Annotated in this window: 17 protein-coding genes; 5 read left to right on the top strand and 12 right to left on the bottom strand. The window is 68.5% G+C overall.

The genetic code is table 11. The features are described 5' to 3' along the window. Positions 1 to 72 precede the first annotated feature (72 nt). The 4 genes from AB5L97_RS04070 to AB5L97_RS04055 are packed head-to-tail and all read left to right on the top strand — an operon-like array spanning position 73 to position 3,988. Entirely contained in the window at positions 73 to 810 is a 738-nt protein-coding gene (locus AB5L97_RS04070) for an ABC transporter permease (RefSeq protein WP_369046561.1), read from the top strand. Between the two features lie 38 nt (positions 811 to 848). Beyond that, positions 849 to 1,943, top strand: coding sequence for an ABC transporter substrate-binding protein (locus tag AB5L97_RS04065; protein ID WP_369046560.1), 1,095 nt, complete (start codon positions 849 to 851; stop codon positions 1,941 to 1,943). Then, a complete protein-coding gene (locus AB5L97_RS04060; protein WP_369046559.1) occupies positions 1,940 to 2,980 on the top strand; it encodes an alcohol dehydrogenase catalytic domain-containing protein in 1,041 nt (346 codons plus the stop codon). Before AB5L97_RS04065 ends, AB5L97_RS04060 begins: the two co-directional genes overlap by 4 nt. Before the next feature lie 24 nt (positions 2,981 to 3,004). Then, the gene (locus tag AB5L97_RS04055) at positions 3,005 to 3,988 is read left to right on the top strand and encodes a DMT family transporter (protein WP_369046558.1); all 984 of its coding nucleotides are present in this window, start codon (positions 3,005 to 3,007) and stop codon (positions 3,986 to 3,988) included. Positions 3,989 to 4,114: 126 nt separating this feature from the next. Here the strand turns inward: AB5L97_RS04055 and AB5L97_RS04050 are convergent, their stop codons facing one another. The 12 genes from AB5L97_RS04050 to AB5L97_RS03995 all read right to left on the bottom strand — a co-directional run bounded on the left by AB5L97_RS04050 (position 4,115) and on the right by AB5L97_RS03995 (position 18,114). After that, entirely contained in the window at positions 4,115 to 5,596 is a 1,482-nt protein-coding gene (locus tag AB5L97_RS04050) for an MmgE/PrpD family protein (protein ID WP_369046557.1), read from the bottom strand. A 1-nt stretch (position 5,597) separates the two neighbouring features. After that, positions 5,598 to 6,281 (bottom strand): hypothetical protein, encoded by a 684-nt coding sequence (locus AB5L97_RS04045; protein WP_369046556.1) that lies wholly within the window; start codon positions 6,279 to 6,281, stop codon positions 5,598 to 5,600. Between the two features lie 3 nt (positions 6,282 to 6,284). Further along, on the bottom strand, positions 6,285 to 7,655 hold the full coding sequence (locus AB5L97_RS04040) for an MFS transporter (protein ID WP_369046555.1): 1,371 nt from the start codon (positions 7,653 to 7,655) through the stop codon (positions 6,285 to 6,287). A 197-nt stretch (positions 7,656 to 7,852) separates the two neighbouring features. Then, complete coding sequence (locus tag AB5L97_RS04035) at positions 7,853 to 9,034, bottom strand: MFS transporter (RefSeq protein ID WP_369046554.1); 1,182 nt, start codon at positions 9,032 to 9,034, stop codon at positions 7,853 to 7,855. Beyond that, positions 9,035 to 10,150 (bottom strand): acyl-CoA dehydrogenase family protein, encoded by a 1,116-nt coding sequence (locus tag AB5L97_RS04030; protein ID WP_369046553.1) that lies wholly within the window; start codon positions 10,148 to 10,150, stop codon positions 9,035 to 9,037. A gap of 68 nt (positions 10,151 to 10,218) precedes the next feature. Continuing rightward, positions 10,219 to 11,145 (bottom strand): methylisocitrate lyase, encoded by a 927-nt coding sequence (gene prpB / locus AB5L97_RS04025; protein ID WP_369046552.1) that lies wholly within the window; start codon positions 11,143 to 11,145, stop codon positions 10,219 to 10,221. Between the two features lie 17 nt (positions 11,146 to 11,162). After that, positions 11,163 to 11,939, bottom strand: a complete 777-nt coding sequence (locus AB5L97_RS04020) for an SDR family NAD(P)-dependent oxidoreductase (protein WP_369046551.1) — start codon at positions 11,937 to 11,939, stop codon at positions 11,163 to 11,165. Further along, positions 11,936 to 12,724 (bottom strand): alpha/beta fold hydrolase, encoded by a 789-nt coding sequence (locus AB5L97_RS04015; protein WP_369046550.1) that lies wholly within the window; start codon positions 12,722 to 12,724, stop codon positions 11,936 to 11,938. Before AB5L97_RS04015 ends, AB5L97_RS04020 begins: the two co-directional genes overlap by 4 nt. Beyond that, positions 12,721 to 13,989 (bottom strand): acyl-CoA dehydrogenase family protein, encoded by a 1,269-nt coding sequence (locus tag AB5L97_RS04010; RefSeq protein ID WP_369046549.1) that lies wholly within the window; start codon positions 13,987 to 13,989, stop codon positions 12,721 to 12,723. The genes AB5L97_RS04015 and AB5L97_RS04010 overlap by 4 nt, the downstream gene beginning before the upstream one ends. A gap of 53 nt (positions 13,990 to 14,042) precedes the next feature. Beyond that, a complete protein-coding gene (locus AB5L97_RS04005) occupies positions 14,043 to 15,158 on the bottom strand; it encodes a CaiB/BaiF CoA transferase family protein (RefSeq protein ID WP_369046548.1) in 1,116 nt (371 codons plus the stop codon). Between the two features lie 20 nt (positions 15,159 to 15,178). After that, entirely contained in the window at positions 15,179 to 16,783 is a 1,605-nt protein-coding gene (locus AB5L97_RS04000) for a class I adenylate-forming enzyme family protein (RefSeq protein WP_369046547.1), read from the bottom strand. An 80-nt stretch (positions 16,784 to 16,863) separates the two neighbouring features. Then, positions 16,864 to 18,114: a CaiB/BaiF CoA transferase family protein gene (locus tag AB5L97_RS03995; RefSeq protein ID WP_369046546.1), complete on the bottom strand. Its 1,251-nt coding sequence runs from the start codon at positions 18,112 to 18,114 to the stop codon at positions 16,864 to 16,866. 212 nt (positions 18,115 to 18,326) lie between these two features. Here AB5L97_RS03995 and AB5L97_RS03990 point away from each other — a divergent pair, with 212 nt between their 5' ends. After that, positions 18,327 to 19,058 (top strand): dienelactone hydrolase family protein, encoded by a 732-nt coding sequence (locus AB5L97_RS03990; protein ID WP_369046545.1) that lies wholly within the window; start codon positions 18,327 to 18,329, stop codon positions 19,056 to 19,058. Positions 19,059 to 19,065: the final 7 nt, after the last annotated feature.

Raw genomic sequence — 19,065 nt, 5'->3', positions numbered from 1 at the left:
ACACCCCCGGCCCCCCCGGCGGGGCCCAGGCCCCGCCGCAGCCTCATGCGGCGGATCGGCTCGGAGCGCGTTATGTCCGTCCTGGCCCCCCTCGCACTGCTCGCGCTGTGGGAGCTCCTGGTGCGCACCGGCTTGTTGAACCCGCAGTTCTTCCCTGGCCCGACAACGATCTACAGCGAGTTCGCGCGCCTGAGCGGCAACGGCCAGCTCCTCGACACGGCGCTCGTGAGCCTCCAACGGCTCGGCATCGGGTTCGTCATCGGGGCGGTTCCCGGAGTCCTCATAGGCATTGTCATGGGTCTCAGCCGCTGGGCGCGGACCATTGCCGAGCCGATCATCGCGGCGCTGTACCCGATCCCGAAGACCGCCATCTTCCCGCTCCTGCTGATCATCTTCGGCCTCGGCGAGGCCTCGAAGATCGCTGTCGTGGCGATCGGGGTCTTCTTCCCGGTCGTCGTCAACACGGCAGCCGGGGTCCTCGGAATCCCGATGATCCACCACGATGTCGCGAAGAACTTCCGGGCAAGCCGGTTCGATGTCTTCCGCACGGTTGCGCTCCCCGGCGCCGCGCCCCTCATCATCGCCGGCATGAAGCTCGGTGTCGGCATGGCCCTCATGCTCATCGTCGTGGCCGAGATGCTCGGCGGCACCAACGGCCTCGGCTTCATGATCTGGAACTCGTGGTCGACCTTCAGAGTCGAGACCATGTATGTCGCACTCATCCTCATCTCCGTCCTCGGCGTCGCCCTCACTTTCCTCCTCACCGAGGTCGAGCGATTCCTTACACCGTGGAACCGCGCCAAGCGCTGACTCCACACGCCACCGCACCCACGATCGAAGGGACGAACATGCCCCCCACCAGCATCTCCCCGCTGCTCTCCTCACAGCCCTCGCGCCGGAGCCTGCTCCGTGGCGCGGGGACCGTCGCTGCCGCAGCCGCGCTGTTCGGCCTCACCGCCTGCGGCGGATCCAGCGCGAGCGGAACCGGCAGCGTCACGAAGGTCAGCCTCGGTCACGCGGCGGGCATCTCCAACGCGCCGCTCTACATTGCCCTTGCCCGCGGATACTTCCAAGCCGAGGGGATTGACGCCGAACTCCGGGCATTCAAGTCGGGAGGCGACATGGTCGCGCCCCTGGCATCGGGTCAGCTCGACGCGGGCACCGGCGCCCCGGGCGCGGGCGTCTTCAATGCCGTCGGCCGAGGTCTCGGAGTCCGCCTCGTTGCGGACACGGGGAAGCTCGACGATGGCACGAAATACTCGAACCTCCTGGTCAGGAAGGCACTTGTTGACAGCGGGGAATTCACGAAGCTGTCCGATCTCAAGGGAAAGCGCCTGGGCCTCTACGCGGACGGGACATCCACGACGCTCTGGTTCGACAGGGCCCTGGCCCAGGGCGGCCTGCAGCGCTCCGACATCCAGGCAAACTTCCTGGGTGGCCCAGACCAGGCCATCGCCCTGCAGAACGGCTCAATCGACGCTGCGACGACGGCCGAGCCGTACGCGACGAAGGCCATCGAGTCCGGGGCAGCTGTCCGCTTCGCCGTCGGCGCGGACTTCTACCCTGGCCTCCAGCTCGGAGTGATCATGTATGGCACGGCCTTCACGCAGAAGAAGCCCGAGGTAGCGGTGTCGTTCATGAAGGCCTACCTGCGGGGGGTCGCCGATTTCAGCGCGTCTCTCGTCGACGGGCAGGTGCGGGGCAAGGACGCGCAGGAGATCACCGACATCATCTCCAAGTACACCGAGCTCGACTCGGCACTCATCGCCAAGACGTACGCCGCGCCCGTGGACTCGAAGGGCGCGCTGAACGTCAAGGGCCTCGCCGACGACCTCGAGACCTATCGCAGGGCCGGGCTCATCGAGAAGGCAGACCTGAAGATCGAGGACATCGTGGACACGTCGTTCGTCGAGAAGGCCGCGGCCGCGCTGGCCACGACATGAGGGCGCTCACATACCAGGGACCGAGACAGGTCGAGTGGGCGGACCGTCCGGTTCCGCGGCCCGGAGCAGGGCAGGTCCTCGTCGAGGTCACGGCCTGCGGGGTATGCCACACCGATGTCTCGTTCCGCGAAGATCCGGAGGCGGTGCTCCAGCTCGGCCTGACGATGGGACACGAAATCGCCGGCACCATCAGCGCCTCGGGTGAAGGCGTCACCTCGGTGCACGCAGGGCAGGCCGTCGTCGTGCACACGGTGTGGTCCTGCGGGACATGCCGCGAGTGCACGGCAGGGCGCGAGAATGCGTGCCTTTCGACGCCGGGGCGACTCGTTCCGCCGCAGGGGCCCGGAACCCGTTACGACGGCGGTATGGCCGACTTCGTCGTCGTCCCGGCGACGGCGGTGGTCGCCGCAGACGGGATCGAGCCGCACCTGGCGGCGGTCCTCCCCGACGCGGGTATCGTGCCCTACCACAGCATCCGCGGCTGCCTCCCGCTCCTCGGACCGGGCTCGGGCGCCGCGGTAATCGGCATCGGCGGGCTCGGCCAGTTCGCAGTGTCGATCCTGCGCGCGATGACCCCGGCGAGGATCATCGCCATCGACGTGCGTCCCGAGGCACTCGCGGCCGTCGCGGACGCCGTGGACGCCGTCGTCGACGGCTCGTCAGAGGACGCGGCCGCGCAGGTACTCGACTCTGCCGGCGGACACGGCCCCGATGTCGTGCTCGACTTCGTGGGGACCAGCGAGACGCTGCGACTTGCAGCCTCCACCGTGGCCCCGTACGGCGCCATCCGTGTGCCCGGGCAGGGCAATGGCGTCATGGAGTTCGAGACGATCCGCACGACCACGTCGATTCCCCGCGGGACGACGATCAACCGCCCGTACTCCGGAACCCGGCGCGACCTGATCGAGGTGGTGGCGCTGGCGCGTGCCGGCCGCGTGGGGATCGACATCACGACGTACCCGTTCGAGCGGGCCCTGGACGCGTACGATGACCTGGCCGCCGGCCGGATCACCGGACGGGCCGTCGTCGTCCGCTGAGCGCCCGACCGGAAGGACTTCCGCGTGGCACGCCTTTCCCCCATCCTCTTGACACTGGCGACGGGCATCATGCTCTCGCTCCAGGCCCGCATCAATGCCTTCCTCGCCAGCGACCTCGGCAACCAGCTCGGGGCGGGAGCACTCGTCTTCTTCATCGGGCTGACGACGACCCTCGTGTTCACCGCCCTCGCCCCGGCGGCCCGGCGCAGCGTGGCCACCATGTGGGGGATGCTGCGGCGCCGGGAGCTTCCCTGGCACCTCCTCGCCAGCGGACCCCTCGGCATCATCGTCATCCAGGCGCAGATCGCCACAGTGCCAGTCATCGGGGTCGCACTCTTCGCGATGTCCTTCATCGTCGGCCAGATGAGCGCCGGAACGATGATCGACCACTTCGGCTGGTCCCTCGGCACACGACGCCGCCTGAACCGGCTGGGAGCGGCAGCCCTCCTCCTCGCGGTCGCAGGCGTCGTGGTCTCGAGCGCCCCACGCCTCGGCGCCAGCGGGGCAGGGATCTGGCTCGCATGCGCCTTCGTCTTCGTTGCCGGAGCAACCGTGGGAGTCCAGATGGCATTCAATGGGTCCATCACCGCGGCCGTCGGACGGCCAGAGCCCGCCGGCGTCGCGACGTACGCCCTCGGGTCGCTCGCGTACCTGGCGGTCCTGGGCGCCTCTTCCGTGTCTGACGGCGGCGCCTCCTTCGCCTCCTATGCCCACATCCAGTGGTGGTACCCCGCGCTCGGCATCATCGGCCCGGCTGTTGTCCTCATCGGCGCCGTCCTCGTGCGCCGCGTCGGCGTGCTGCTCTTCGCCATCGGCGTCGTCGCGGGACAGCTCGCCGGATCGATGATCCTGGACCTCGTGTGGCCTACCGCGTCGGGGACCCCATCGTGGCTGACCGTCCTCGGGGCCGTCATGGCACTGGTGGCGCTGGTATGCCTCCAACGATGGGGGCAGCGAACGGAACCGACCCTGTCGGAACCTTCGGCCGCCCCGAGCGCGGTGCCCTGATCATCACGAATGCCTGACCGACGGAGCAGGCCCACCCAGACGAGGCAGGAGGGGGAGGGCCCCGGGCGGCCCTCCCCCTCCTGCTGTTCCCTTCTGATCGGAATCGATACGCACCATGCGGCCGTCTCAGGAGCGTCGGAGCAAGCCCGCCAGGCCGGACACTTCGTCCGTCCACGACAGCCGGTCTGCGGAGTCACCCGCAAGGATCGCCTCGGCACACGCCGATGCCCGGTCCTCGAGCTCCGAAGGGCCCAGGCTCCCATCCCCACCAGCGCGGCACATGCCGACGAACTTCTCGATCAGTCTGTCGCTCGACAGACGCGTGGACTCCTCCCACGGATCCCCGAGGGCATAGTCGGCGGTCGCCTCGAACCGCGTGCCCCGCGCGTAGACGTCTACGCCTCCGGGAATCCCCCGCCATTGCCCACCGCCCATCCATGCCGCGATGTTGGAGGAGCGGGGTTCCGGCGTCACGGTGACCTTCGCACGGAAGTCAGCCATATGCCTGGCATTCATGGCCGCCTCCTCGTACCAGAGGGGCCCCGGAGGAATCCTGTGGGCCATGGCCGCCATGGCGTGCGCATGGCTGAACTCGGCGGTGAGCGGGTCGCTAGGCTGCTGGTCCCGGAAGATCTCAGTCAGCGCCAGTGGGTTCGCGCGCACGACGACCCGTTCGATCTCCTCCGCCGCGATCGCATGCTCCTCCAGAATGCCGGAGAACGCTGTCAGCGGATGGTGGATCCACCGGCAGCACGGCCACGCCTTGTACGTTGTGTTGAGGATCTCCCACTCCTCACCGAGCCCTTGGACCAGGAGCGCGTCGTCGTGCGTCGGTGATCCGTAGAATCGCCAGAACGCGTTTTGGCCGTCCAGGATGTCGAGGAAGCCCGTGCTGTTGAGCCTTGCGAGCAGGGCTGCTGAGACGCCGATGTTGGCGCACCAGCCGGAATCGGCGTACTTGTACATCGGCTGGACAGGCGATTCCGCCCATTTGCGGATGGTCGGTTGAGGAGAATTCGCGCCTGCCAGGCCGAAGGCGTGGTTGGTCTGCAGTGGATCCAGGCCGGCCACGCTCGACGCCGCGCCCGCTGCCGCCCACGTGACGGTCGCGGGAGGGCCCCCCAGCTCGTTCCATCCGACGACCTCGCCGTTACGGACCTGGAAGGGAGCCCCCATCCAGCTTCCGATGCGGGCTCCCAGGTCGAACCCGATGGCGATCCCCGCGAGCACGTCTCGGTCGCTCCCGCCGAAGTGCTCGGCGACGGCCATGGCGGAGAACACCGTGGCGTTGCCGAAGTGGGTCGAGGTGGGAAAGGTGTCGTCCGCATCCAGAACGTTGGCGAGGCGCGCATTCGCGTACGCGGCATCCGTTGGGGATCTCATGCGGTCGAGTCCCAGGACCGTCGCGGCCGATCCTCCTCCCAGCGAATCGACGTACCGGAGCGCGATCTGGCCGCTCTCCGTGTTGATGGCTCCGAGGGCACACCCCACGGTGTCGAGCAGGAGCCGGCGGCTCTCTGTGACGACAGCATCTGGGAGGTCCTCGTAGCCGGTTTTCGCGACGAAGTGCGCCAGTTCCTGTGTGTACCGGGTGGTTGGTTCACCCATGTCAGTCTCCCTTTCGTTGATCTCCGTTTGGAGGACTCAGGACGGCGGAGAGTCGGAAGATCCCGTATTCCACCGACGTCGTCCTCGGAAGCCCGAGCAGATGGTGTGAGAGGCGCCCGGCAGCACGGCCGATGCGAGGCGCGTCGGCGCCTTCGAGAAGCACCATGCCGTCGAACTGCATCCGAGCGCTGTCAGCGCGAAGGACCGCCTCACGATTCTCCAGCTCTCCGTCCGCGCTGCGGAGCCACCCTAGGTGCAAGCCCAGAGACAGCTCGTCCGGGTGGCTTCGCAGGTCGGCGACCGAATGCTCCACCCGAACCCTGTCGGCGGATGCGAACCAGAGCACTGCGATGTCGGGGCCTTTGCCGCCTGCCCGAGAGAGGGACAGGCGGCAGGCTGCACGGATGTTCCGGCGGAAGGAGGGCTGGATCCGCTGGGTCCATGGGCTCGGGTCGTTGACCTTGGCCCGGTAGGCGGCGGAATCCAGCACCTCGGGGCCGGCGAGCTCATACAGGATGAAATGCCGGTGGAGGCCATCACCGAGCTCCGCGTACCGCCTGGCCCTGAGGAAGCCCGGGATTCCTATCCGCTCCGGCATGTGCTCGCTCGTGTGCCAGTCCAGGAAGTCCTGCTCGTGCTGCTCCTCGAACTCGCACCATGCCGTCAGCAGCTCGTGACTAAGCATCCGTCACGGACGCTCGGGTGCTTCCGCTGCCGAGACGACGGCACGCTCCGGCGGCTCGGGCACGGAGACTGAGATGGTCTCCATAGCCCGCGCCGTGGGCAGGCCTCGAAGGGCGACGAGGAGGATCAGGATGGCGAATCCCGCGACGTAGTAGGCCGGCGCGATGGCCGAGTAGCTCGAGGCGAGCCACGTTGCAATGAACGGAGCGGACCCCCCGAACACCGCGAAGCCGATCTGGAACGGCAGCCCGCTCGCGCTCGCCCGGATGTCTACCGGGAAGAGCTCGATGATGGCGAACCCGGCGACAAGGTTCATCGGGTAGAGGATGACTGCAAACACGGCGATCGCGATGATGGCCGTGAAGACGCCGTACTGGGTCAGGATGAAGGCGGGAAAGATCCACAGCAGCAGGGCCAGTGTCATGACCAGCGCAAAGGTCTTCCGCGGCACGCGGTCAGACCACTTCCCTATCTGGTTGACGACCGGAATCGCGGCCATGAGTCCGACGCCGAAGACGACCAGGGACTCGGAGATGGAAAAGTGCTGGAACTCGATCATGTAGGTGGTCATGAACCCGATGAGGATGTAGCCGGCAAGGGCGATGAGCGAGGCCCAGCAGAACAAGACCGCCATCTGCTTCTTGGCCGTCCGGAAGGCCTGGAAGAGCGGGATGGGCTTGCGCTCGAGGCGTGCCAGCTCCTGGCTTGCAGCCCGAAAGGCCTCGGAGTCCTGGAGCCTGAGCCGCATGTAGAGCCCGACAAGGCCCAAGGGCGCCACGAAGAGGAACGGCAGGCGCCAGCCCCAGTCGTGCAGCTGGGCGGGAGTTGTCAGGGAAGTGACACCCAAGGCCACGAGGGCACCGCCTCCGACACCGAACATGATGTAGGTCAGCAGCTTGATGCCGTGGCGACCGCGTTCATGGACAGGCGACTGCTCCATGACGAGGATGTAGGAGCCGGTCTGCTCGCCTCCGGCGGACACCGCCTGGACGAGCCGGCAGATGCCCAAGAGCAGAGGCGCGAAGACTCCGATCACGGCGTAGGTCGGAAGCAGGCCGATGGCAGCAGTCGCCACCGTCATGAGGACGACTGAGACCATCATGGCGGTCTTTCGACCGATGCGGTCTCCGACGTGCCCGAACACGATCGCGCCGACGGGCCGCATGACGAAGGCGCCGCCGTAGATCGCGAAGGTGGAGAGCAGGGCGGCCGTATGGTCGATCGCCGGGAAGAACTGCTTGGAGATGACGACGGCGAAGAAGCCGTAGAGCGTGAAGTCGAAGAACTCGATGAAGTTGCCGATGGCGGCCGCCCTGACGAGCTGGGCGTGCGCGGACTTGCTGACTGTGCGTGGTTGCGTCATCGCAGTGGACACAGTTTCTCCTTTGGGCAGGGGGTCGTGCTGATGAAGGAACTGGTCGACGCGGAGAATCCCTAGGCTGGGAGCCGCCGGAAGATTGCTGGCCAAGGGGCGTGGGGGCCTTCCGCCCAAGAAGCCTCTGTCATGGAAGGGCAGAGCTCGCTTCGCCCAAAGGGTATGACCATGGAAAGTACCGACCACGAATGGCACTGTCAAGGCTGCGTCGGATGACTGCGGGAGTCCAACGCATTCCCCACGGCGATCACGGCTGCGGACCCCGCTAGAGCCACGCCAGCCAGAGCCCACGACGCCCCGTAGGACCACTCCTCCGAGATGAGCCCGAAGGCGAGTGGCCCGCACGCGGCGCCCAGCGAGAGCCCGATCTGCAGATACCCAGTGGCCCGGCCGACGCCGGCGTGACCACCGCGGACCACGCCATAGTGCATGAGGCCCGGCCAGGCCCACCCCGCGCCGTACGCGAACAGGGCGCCGGCCGCGATGCCCCACGGGGAGCCAACCGCAAGGAAGCCGAATCCGACGGATCCGACCACGAGCATTGCGGCCACCAGCAGGTACGGGCTCCAGAGGGGGCGGGCATCGATGAGAGCCCCCGCCGCGACGCGCGCGAGGAGCCCGATGGCCGCCACGGCGGCGAAGACCCCACCGGCCATCCCAGGGGAGATTCCCGAGCTCACTGCCGAGTCGACAAGGAAGATGCCCAGCGACGTTGCGGCCGCCGCGGCAAGACCGCCCCCACAGGAGAACAGCACCATGGCCGGCCGCGATGTCCCGGCGCGCGGGACGGAACCCCCAGTGGGCACGGAAGGCGCCGGCGCAGCAGCAAGCGCGCGCGTCCAGTTCCAGAGGCCAACGAAGAGTGCGATGGCAGCGGCCGAGACGAACATCCATCGCCATCCGACGGCAAGTGCTCCCATGGGCACGGCAAGCCCTCCCAGGAGTGAGGCGGTGGGGATGGATGCCTGCTTGGCTCCGAGCGCAGTGCCGAGCCGATGCGGGACAATGGCCCGGGAGAGGCCGATGTTCGTGGCCGGCTGTCCGAGGGCGTTGGCGGCGCCGGCGACTGCTAGCGCCGCGGCCAGGTTCCCGAAGTCGGTGGCGGACGCCATGCCCAGGAGTGCGACTGATGTCAGCAGGGCGGCGCCGGCCATGCCGGCGCGAGGGCCGGCACGCTCAACCAGCGCTCCAGACAACGGTGCCAGGAGTCCGCCCACGCCGAACATCACGGCGGCGCCGATGCCGATCCCGGCCGGCCCCAGGTCGATATCCTGCCGAATCTGGACGGCCATCGACCCCATGAGGAACGTCGGGGACACAGTGACGGCCGTGAGCGCCACAGTCCGGAGGACGGCCAGCGCACCCCCGGAGCGCGCCACTCAGAGGCCCAGATGCTGGGCAGCGAGCTCGCGGTGATGATCCGGAGCGCCGAACAGGAGCTCGTTGCTCTTCGCCCGCCTGAAGTACAGGTGCGCAGGGTGCTCCCATGTGAATCCGATTCCCCCGTGGATCTGGATGGCATCGTACCCGGCCTTGACGAACGTCTCGGACGTCAGCGCGTGCGCCATCGCGGCCTCCTGCGGGAGCACGGGATCCTCGTCTGCTGCCGACCGCGCCACGCGATGGGCGGCCGCGCGGGACAGCTCGACGTCGAGCAGGAGATCGGCGAGCTTCTGCTTGACGGCCTGGTAGCTGCCGATCACACGGCCGAACTGCTCGCGGGTGCGGGCGTAGTCCGCCGAGATCTCGAGGAGCTTGAGAGAACCGCCCGCATTCTCGGACGCGAGGGCGACGGAGGCCATGCGCAGCATGTGCGTGAGGGCATCCCAGCCGGCGCCGTCGGCCCCGACGAGCTCCGCCGGGGCGGCGTCGAGGGTCACGATCGCCTGACGGCGGGTCAGGTCCAGCGTCTCGACCACGTCGACCAGAACGCCCTCAGCCCCGGGATCCACCGAGAACACCGAGATGCCGGCCTCTGTCCGCGCCGCGACGAGGATGACGTCGGCCGCCTGGGCTTCGATGACATTCACCTTGACCCCGGTGACACTCCAGGCAGCGCCGGAGGGCACCGCCGTCGCGTGGATTCCCTCCTCATCCCAGGCGGTCGACGCTTCGAGGTAGGCCACCGCAGCGCACACCTCGCCTGCAGCGATGCCCTCGAGGAGCTCAGCCTTGAGGGCCGAATCCCCTGTCCCGAGCAGCAGGTTTGCGGCGAGGACTACCGTCGGCAAGAACGGCGTGGGCGCCAGCGCACGGCCGAGTTCCTCCATGACGATCCCCACCTCAGCCTGAGTGAATCCGGCCCCCCCGAATTCCTCGGGGATCGCCAACGACTGCAGGCCCAGCTGCTCCGCCATCTGCCGCCAGACAGCGCGGTCGAAACCCTCGTCGGAGTCGGCAAGGAATCGCACCTGCGCCTCGGAGAACTTGTCCTCGCAGAACCGCCGAACCGTCTGGCGCAGCTCTGTCTGTTCCTCAGTGAAGACCGGTGCCATGCCGCTTCCTTCCTTGGGCCCCCAGCGGGGACCCCAAAATGTCTAATGGTCTGACCTTAATTCTGATGTTAGTGCCCTACACCGGTATCCCGGAAGACCTCTGGGATGGCGAAGTTGAAGACATCCGCGTCGAACGAGTTGTACGCCTGGTAGTCGACCAGCTCGTACAGCCGCGCCCGAGTGAGCATCTCGGACACCTGTGACTCCTGGGTGCCTTCGGCCCTGAGCGCGTCCAGCGTGCGCTCGGCGGCGCCCATGGCGCTCCTGAGGAGGGTCACCGGGTAAATGATCAGGTTGACGCCGACGGCGGCGAGCTCGGCGACCGTGAAGAGGCGGCTCTTGCCGAACTCGGTCATGTTGGCCAAGATCGGCACGTCGACGGCGTCCCGGATGGCCCTGAACTCGTCCAGGGACGCCATGGCCTCGGGGAAGATCGAGTCCGCCCCGGCGTCCACGAGGGCTTGCGCGCGCTCCACGGCGGCCTCGATCCCCTCGGCAGCCCGGATGTCCGTGCGGGCCGTGATGAGGAAGTTCGGGTCCCGCCGGGCCTCGGCCGCGGCCCGGATCCGCTGCAGGGCCGTGTCGAGGTCGACGACGGCCTTGCCGTCGAGGTGGCCGCACCGCTTGGGGTTGACCTGGTCCTCGATGTGGCAGCCGGCCAGGCCCGCGTTCTCGAGCTCCTGCACCGTCCGGGCGACGTTCATGGACTCCCCGAGGCCCGTGTCGGCGTCGACGATCGAGGGGAGGTCCGTCATCCGGGCGATCTGCCCGGCACGGGTCGCGACCTCGGTCAGGGTCGTGAGCCCGATGTCCGGAAGGCCCAGATCGTTCGCAAGGACCGCCCCGGAGATGTACACCCCAGAGAACCCCTTCTCGTCGATGAGCTTCGCGGAGAGCGGGCTGAACGCGCCGGGGAACTGCTGGATCCTGCCCGAGGCGAGTGCCTCGCGCAGCCTGACGCGCTTCTGCTCCGGGGTGGAGTGTGAATAGAGCACTGTGGTCCTTCCTTGGGCTACCGCACCATGCCAATGCCGCCATTGACCGAAATCGTCTGCCCGGTGATGAAACGCGATCCGTCGCCCGCCAGGAACACCATGACCGGGGCGAGGTCGCGGTCTGGATCTCCGAGGTCTCCGCCGAGGGGGACCCTCGAGTAGACGCCTGCACGGCCCTCGGTGCGGCCGGCGTCGGTCATGGGGGTCCGCATGGCGGGGACGACCACGTTCACGCGGACTCCGTGGCCCGCGAACTCGAGGGCGGCCGTGCGCGTCCAAGCATGGACCGCGCCCTTCGTGGCCGAATAGCCCGCAAGACCCCTGATCGCCGTCATTCCCGCGTCCGAGCCGAAGTTGATGATGTGGCCGCTGCCGGCGGGCTTCATCGCGGCGAAGGCGGCCTGGTTCGTGTAGAACGTGCCCCTGAGGTTGATGTCGAGCAGGAAGTCGAAGTCCGCCTCCGTGAGCTCCTCGGCAGGCCGCGCCCGCTGGACGCCTGCCACGTTCACCAGGACATCGAGCCCGCCAAGGAGGTCAACTGCTCGTTCCATCGACGCGAAGACCTGCCCCCGGTTGGACACGTCGACGCCCACGAACGACACGTCGGCCCCGGCCTCGCGAGAGATCCGCTCTGCTGCCGCCGCGCCGAGGTCTTCTCTGAGGTCCATCGACACGACGGCCGCGCCCTCGTGCGCGAAGGCCCTGACGGTTGATTCCCCCATGCCCTGGGCGCCGCCCGTGACGACAATCTTCTTTCCCCGCAGCCCGCCGAGGGTGGCCCCGTTCCCGCTCACGCCTTCGCCTCGGCAGTTGCCGCGAGGTGCTCCCTCAGGAGCGCCGCCAGGGCCTCCGAATGGCGCCGATGACCGAGGTGGCCGGCGCCCTCAATGGTTGCCAGCCGCGCCTCGGGTGCTCGCTGTGCGAGCAGGGCCGTGGCTTCCCTGTGGCGCTCGTCCGTGAGTGTCCCGTGCACGGCGAGAAGCGGAACACAGATGTCTTCCGGTGCAAACGCCGGTGGGCCGCTGCGGGCATCGGAGAGCTCGGCGGCCCATGCCGGACCATGGACCAGGAGCGCCTCGCGGTGCTCGTCGTCGAGCGCAGCCCATCGCTCATCGCTGAGGTGGCGGCGCAGGAACAGGGTCGCCGCCTCACGCACCTGTTCGGTATTGCCTGGGTCCCGCGGCAGGGAGAGCGCTGGCCACCATGGGGCCCATGGCATGGGCGCCTCGTAGGTGAGCAGCCCCGCGAACAGGTGCGGGGAGCGCTGGGCTGCGGCCAGCGCGATGACCCCCCCGAGGCTGTGGGCAAGGACCATGGACCGATGGCCCTCCAGGAGCGTCAGGAGGTCCTGGACGTGCTCCTCTATGAGGAACGGGGCGCGTCCGCCGAGCTTCGACTCGCCGTAGCCCCGGCGATCGTAGACAACCGCATCGACGTCGCCCAGATGCGCCAGGAGGCGGGAGAAGCTTGACCCGGTGTCCATGGCCCCGTGGACGAATACGACGCGCTGCGCGCCCGGAATCCCAGACGTCGTCTCCCGGACAGAAAGCCCGCGCGGGTGCGTCTGCAGGATACTCATCGGAGCCCCTCCTCTCGGGGCTGGCCGAGCACCTTCTCGGCGAGGGAGTTGCGGACGATTTCGTCGGTGCCGGCGAAGATGTGTACGCCTGGTTCGCCCAGGATGAGGCTGTTCCAGCTGAAGGTTCCCCATTCGCCGCCGTCTGCTGTGAGCTTGGGCCCCAGGACCTGGCTTACGAGCTGGGAGGCACGGCGAAGGTTGAAGCTGAGCGCGAGCTTGCTCACCAGGGGCGTGGGGTCCGCCCGGTACGCGGTCGCGCCGCCCCTGTCGGAGCCCTGCGAGGTGAGCTGGCGGGTGGCCCAGAACCCGGTCATGGTCCTGATGAGTGCCTGGCGCACAAGCGGGTCCCGGTCCTGGCCCATGGCGCGAACCAGCGCGATGAGCCGGGTCCCGTTCGCGAGCCCCGAGCCTGAGCGGCTCAGGCCCGCCCCGATCCCGGCGCGTTCGCGGGCGAGGATCTCCCCCACGACGTCCCAGCCCTGGCCGACTTCGCCGAGGAGGTGCTCGTCGGGGACGAACGCGTCGTCGAGGTAGACCTCGTTGAATGCGGCGCCGCCGGTCATCTGGCGCAGCGGGACGACCTTCACGCCGGGCTGGTGCATGTCGAGCATGAAGGCCGTGAAGGCCTTCTTGCCGGGCTCGTTGGACGTACGCGTGAAGACGACGCCGATGTCGGCGAGGTGGGCGTCCGAGGTCCAGACCTTCTGGCCGTTGAGGACCCAGCCGCCGTCGGTGCGGGTCGCGCGGGTCCGGGCGGAGAACATGTCCGAGCCCGCATCGGGCTCACTGAAGAGCTCGCACGCCATGAGGTCGCCCCTCTGGAGGGACCGCGGGATCGTTTCGCGTACGCTCTCGGTACCCCGGGCGAGCAGGACGGGACCGAGGACGTGGTCGAGCTTGAAGTACGTTTCGCTCGGCGTTTCGTACTGGGCCTCGAGGCGCCGGTAGGCACGGGCGTAGGCGGCCGGCAGGGCCGCGCCCCCGCGCTCGGCGGGGCCGTCCAGCCAGCCGAAGCCCGCCTCGAAGCGCGTACGCCTCCAGGTGCGCGCCTCGGCGAGCCTAGCCCGTTCCTCCTCGGAGTCCGGCTCCTCCCAGAGCTTGACCCCGGTGTCCTCCCCCACACCCCATTCGAACGCGGTCCGCGCCGGGCGCCTGGTGCAGTGGGCCTCCAGGAACTGTGCGGCGCGCGCGGTGAACTCCTCGAGGCTCTCGGCTCCGGCGCCTTCGCCCGCTTGCGTGTGGTCCATGTAGGCAGTCTCGGCCATTGTCGGTCCTTCCTGATGATTCTCGTGCGGCAGGTTTCGGCAGCCGGGCAGGGTCAGGCCCCGGCTGCATCCCGCGCCAGTGGCAGTCGCCCGCTGATCTGGTCGTTGTGCTCGCCGGGGCGGCTTCGGGGCCTCGCGGTCGACGGGGTGCGGCTGAAGCGCGGCGCGGGGGCCGGCTCCGGGTAGCCGTCGACGTCGATGAAGGTCCCCCGCTCTCGGTGGACCGGTGAATTGGGGGCCTCGGCTGGGGACAGGACTGGAGCGAAGCAGGCCTCTATGCCGTCGAAGGCCTCCTCCCACGCCGCCCGGGTGCGGGTGCGGACCCTCTCGGCGATGAGTGCGCGGCGCGCCGGCCACGCCGCTCTGTCGTTCTGGGGGTGCATCGCCTCGACTGGGAGGCCGAGCACGTCCACCATGGCAGCGTAGAACTTCCGTTCCATGGCCCCGAGGGAGATGAAGAGCCCATCGGCGGTCTCGTAGACGTCGTAGTATGGCGCCCCTGTGTCGAAGAGGTTGGTGCCGCGTGCATCGTTCCAACGCCCGTGGGCGCGGAGATGGTGGACGACCGTCATGAGCATCGAGGCGCCGTCGACGCACGCTGCGTCGACCACCTGTCCCTGGCCTGAGCGACCCCGTTCCAGGAGCGCCGCGAGGATGCCGACGGCCAGCAGCATGCCCCCGCCGCCGAAGTCGCCGACGAGCGCGAGCGGGACTGTGGGGGGCTGGCCCTCGCGTCCGATGGACTCGAGCGCGCCCGCCAGGGCGATGTAGTTGATGTCGTGGCCCGGAGACCCCGCGAGGCGGCCCTCCTGCCCCCATCCCGTTATTCGCCCGTAGACGAGCCGTGGGTTCTCGGCCAGGAGCTCGTCCGGTCCGAGCCCCAGCCGCTCCATGACGCCGGGACGGAAGCCTTCGACGACCACGTCCGCGTCCATGGTGAGCTGGCGCGCGAGCCGCCGGCCGGCGTCGTCCTTCAGGTCGGCCGTGACCGAGGTGCGCCCACGGCCGAACGCGTCATCCGCGCGGTGCCGGGCTTCCGCTCCCTCAGGGACGGGGCGCTCGATCCGGATGACCTCGGCGCCCATGTCCGCGAGCAGCATGCACGCGAACGGTGCCGGGCCGAGGCCCGCGAACTCTACGACCCTTGTGCCCTCGAGCGTGCCTCCCATGTCCAGCCCTCCCGCCGGCCTCAGGCCCCGGCCGAGTCGTCGATGTCGACGGCCCCGCGCTCGATCCACTGCGCCTTGAGGAGTTTCTTGTCCATCTTGCCGATGGCGGTCATGGGGAGCTTCTCGGTGCGCACCCACCAGCGCTCGGGGACTTCGAAGCGCCCGAGGAACTCCTTGCACAGGGCCACGACGCTGTCCTTGTCGAAGGCTGTGCCGGGCGCGAGGACGACGATGGCGCCTACGATCTCGCCCAGGTCTGCGTCCGGGAGGGCGATGACGCCCGCGTCGGCGAGGCCCTCGTGGCGCTGGAGCGTGTTCTCGATGTTGGCTGCAGCGATGTTCTCGCCGCCGCGGATGATGATCTCCTTGGCGCGGCCGGTGATGTAGAGGTATCCCTCGTCGTCGATCCGGCCGAGGTCGCCGGTCGCGACCCATCCCTCGGCATCCGCGACGGGGCCCTCACCGACGATCTCGAGGGGCACGTTGGGGCTGCGGCCGTAGATCTCGCCGATGCCCTCGGAGTCGGCACCGACGATCTTGAGGTCGATGACCGGCAGCGGGCGGCCCACCCTGCCTGGATGGCCGTCGATCTCCTTGCCTGCGGCGGCAGCGAGCAGCCCCCCGGTCTCCGTGAGGCCGTAGAGGCTGCCGACACGCTTGCTCACCTTGGGGAATGTCGAAGCGATGCGGGCGCGGAGCTCCTCGGGAACTGCGGCGCCCCCGAGCGGGATGGACCCGAGCGTGGAGACGTCGCGGGTGGCGAGGTCCGGATGGTCGAGCACGCGGGAGACCATCGTGGGGATCGCGCCCCAGGACCTGATCCGCTCGGCCTCGATGAGGCGGAGGACCTCGGCGGGATCGAATTTGGAGTCGAGCATGACGAGCTTGCCGCCCTGGAGGATCGTGGCACAGCTGACCTGGACGCCGGCGAGGTGGAACAGCGGGACTGTCTGGAGGCTCGCCGTTCCGGCAAAGTCGTCGGGCAGTTCGCTCGGGAGGCGTCCCGTCATTCCCAGGAGGTTCTGCAGGTTGCCGATGACCGAGCGGTGGGAGACGAGGATCCCCTTCGGGATGCCGGTCGTGCCCGAGCTGAACATGACGAGGGCAGGGTCATCCTCGTCGACCTCGGCGAGGCGCAGTGCTGCGGGCTCCTTCCCATCAACGATCCTGCGGATCTCGGCGAACGGCACCCGTGAGACCTCGCGCATGTCCTTGTCGCTCACGGCGAGCTTCGGCTGTATGCGGCCCAGGATGACGCCCAGCTCGTGTTCGCCCCACCAGGGGTTTCCAAGCACGGCTACCGCGCCGAGGCTCTGGACGGCCCAGAACGTCACGGTCCACTCGATGCTGTTGAAGCCGTGGATGAAGACCCGGTCGCCGGCTGTGATGCCGTACGCGGCGATCCGGTTAGCGACGGCGGCGACAGCCTGCTCGTGCTCGCGGTACGTCAGGCGTCGGTCGCCCTGGACGAGTGCCTCCCGGTCGCCCCATCGGCGGGCGTCGAGAAGGAGCTCTCCGACGCTTCTGGGACGGTCCTTGTAGATGCGCACCGGGAACCCGCGCACGGTGGCCCCTACCACCTCGCGGCCCCAGCGGGCGGGGGCCTCCTGCTGTGTCGTCGTCACGTTGTTTCTCCTTGCTGTGGTCTGTTCTGCTGACGCGGCCGCGGGCGTGTCTGCGCCAGCGCCCGGCGGCCCAGAGGGCATCACGCGGGTTCGCGGGCGAAGGTCGAGTTCACGATGCCGCGGTCGCGCAGACTCTGGATCTGCTCGGCGCTGAGGCCGTACTCGGCGAGGATCTCGTCAGTGTGCTCGCCGAGGCCCGGGGCGTAGCCCCGGGGGCCTGTGGCGGCATGCAGGAATCGGATGGGGTTGTTCGGCACTTTGTACGCGCCGAAGCGCGGGTGCTCGAGCTCGACGACCGACTGGTTGTGCATCACCTGGGGGTCCTCCAGCGCTTCTTCCATGCGGTGGATGGGGCTGCAGGGGACGCCCGTGGCCTCGAGGCCCTCGAGCCAGTACGACGCCGGCTGCGTGCTGAAGAGGTCCTGGAGCCGTCCGCAGAGCTCGTCGCGGTGGGCGATGCGGTCCGTGTTCGTGGCGTAGCGGGGGTCGCTGAAGTCATCGAACTGGTTCAGGTAGGGGACGAGCTTCTCCCAGAAGTGGTCGTTGAGGCAGGCCAGTATGAAGTAGCGGTCGTCCGAGCCGAGGAAGGGCTGGTAGGGGACGAGCTGCGGATGCCCGCCGCCGAGGGGGCGGAACTTGACGCGCGTCTTGTCGTAGGCCGTGATGTAGTTGGCGAACGCTGCGATCTGGCCGTCCAGCAGGTTGATCATGATCTTGTCGCCCACGCCGGTCTGGTCCCGCAGGCGCAGTGCGGCACAGACGCCGAAGCCGAGGAAGAACGAGCCGACGAAGTCGGCAATCGGGACACCGACCTTGACGGGTCCGCCGCCGACCTCACCGGTCACCCCCATCATGCCGCTCAGCGCCTGGGCGAGGATGTCCATGCCCGGCTGATGGGCGCGGGGGCCATCTTCGCCGAAGGCCGTGATGGCGGCGTAGACGAGGCGGGGGTTGACCGCGCGCAGGGTCTCGTAGTCGACGCCCATCCGCTCAATGGCGTCCGGACGGAAGGCGACGACGAACACGTCGGCCTCGCGGACCAGACGCATGAGCACCTCGTAGCCGGCCGGGTCCTTGAGGTTCAGGGCCATGGAGCGCTTGCTCCGGTTGACCCCGAAGAAGTAGGCGCTCTCCCCAGGGGCGTAGGCATTGTCCACGTAGCGGAAGCTGTCGCCGTTGAGCGGCTCGACTTTGATGACGTCCGCACCCAGGTCCCCCAGCATGGACGTCCCATACGGGCCGGCTCCGATCTGGGAGAGGTCGACGACCTTGACTCCGCTCAGGGGAAGGATCTCCTGCGCTGGCCTTCCGGCCTCTGCTCCCGTGCTCATCCCAGCCCTCTCTGCAAACCTCGTCTATCGGTCTAACCATTTGACTATGTGCTCGTGGCCCTGTCAACGCCTCTTCCTTCGGCAGGACCAGTAGGCAAATGGTTTGACCTTCTGTTTTCCGACGACCTGGCCTATCGTGGGACGTATCACGCAGGCACCGGCGCCTGCCCCTGCCCGGGACAGCCGCCGCCGAGAAGACAGGGGAATCACCCGTGGCACACGAGGTCCAAGGCGAGTTCGTCGAGGTCGAAGGGCTGCGCGCCTACATGGCCCGCCCGGTCCCGGACGGCGGGACAGCTTCCAATGCGGGCATCCTCCTGTTGCCGATGATCACGGGGATCGGCTCCCAGGTCCGTGAGTTCGCTGACATGATCGCCGCCCGGACCGGCGCGGTGGCTCTCTCGTGGGACCCGTGGCACGGCAGGAGCTCGGACGACACCGACTTCGACGTCCTCCATGCCTTGCTCGACGAGCTCAAGGACACCGCAGCCGTCGCGGAGCAGCAGACGCTCCTGCGCCACCTGCGCGAGGACCTCGGCCTGGCGAGGGTCGGCGTCGTGGGCTGGTGCCTCGGCGGACGGTTCGCGTTCATCCTCGGCGGCCTGGACCGGGACCTGGCCAACGTCGTCGCATTTCACCCGACGGTTCCGGGCGAGCCTGCACCGACGCACACGTACGACTCGGTCCAGCTGGCAGCTGAGGTTGAGGCGCCGGCCTTCGTGGCCTACCCGGGCAAGGACTCGATCGTCCCGCGCGAGAACTTCCTGCGCCTCCAGGAGTCGCTCCAAGGCCGCGAGCACGCCCCCACCATCATCCACCTGTACCCCCAGGCCAAGCACGGCTTCAGCGACAGGCGCCGCCACAAGGAAGAAGTCAACGCCACGGCGTTCGGCCTCTCGTGGCCGCAGGCCCTCGCCTTCATCTCCGCTACCACTGCCCCGTAGGGGCGCG

The organism is Sinomonas sp. P10A9 (genome assembly GCF_041022165.1).
Classification (GTDB): domain Bacteria; phylum Actinomycetota; class Actinomycetes; order Actinomycetales; family Micrococcaceae; genus Sinomonas; species Sinomonas puerhi.
This window is presented reverse-complemented; position numbering and strand designations above follow the sequence as displayed.

Excerpts from the sequence above, each read along its gene's own strand:
- AB5L97_RS04070 (WP_369046561.1), top strand. The coding sequence starts at position 73 with ATGTCCGTCCTGGCCCCCCTCGCACTGCTCGCGCTGTGGGAGCTCCTG.
- AB5L97_RS04060 (WP_369046559.1), top strand. The coding sequence starts at position 1,940 with ATGAGGGCGCTCACATACCAGGGACCGAGACAGGTCGAGTGGGCGGAC.
- AB5L97_RS03995 (WP_369046546.1), bottom strand. The coding sequence starts at position 18,114 with ATGAGCACGGGAGCAGAGGCCGGAAGGCCAGCGCAGGAGATCCTTCCC.
- AB5L97_RS04045 (WP_369046556.1), bottom strand. The coding sequence starts at position 6,281 with ATGCTTAGTCACGAGCTGCTGACGGCATGGTGCGAGTTCGAGGAGCAG.
- AB5L97_RS04015 (WP_369046550.1), bottom strand. The coding sequence starts at position 12,724 with ATGAGTATCCTGCAGACGCACCCGCGCGGGCTTTCTGTCCGGGAGACG.
- AB5L97_RS04005 (WP_369046548.1), bottom strand. The coding sequence starts at position 15,158 with ATGGGAGGCACGCTCGAGGGCACAAGGGTCGTAGAGTTCGCGGGCCTC.
- AB5L97_RS04065 (WP_369046560.1), top strand. The coding sequence starts at position 849 with ATGCCCCCCACCAGCATCTCCCCGCTGCTCTCCTCACAGCCCTCGCGC.
- AB5L97_RS04030 (WP_369046553.1), bottom strand. The coding sequence starts at position 10,150 with ATGGCACCGGTCTTCACTGAGGAACAGACAGAGCTGCGCCAGACGGTT.
- AB5L97_RS04050 (WP_369046557.1), bottom strand. The coding sequence starts at position 5,596 with ATGGGTGAACCAACCACCCGGTACACACAGGAACTGGCGCACTTCGTC.
- AB5L97_RS04010 (WP_369046549.1), bottom strand. The coding sequence starts at position 13,989 with ATGGCCGAGACTGCCTACATGGACCACACGCAAGCGGGCGAAGGCGCC.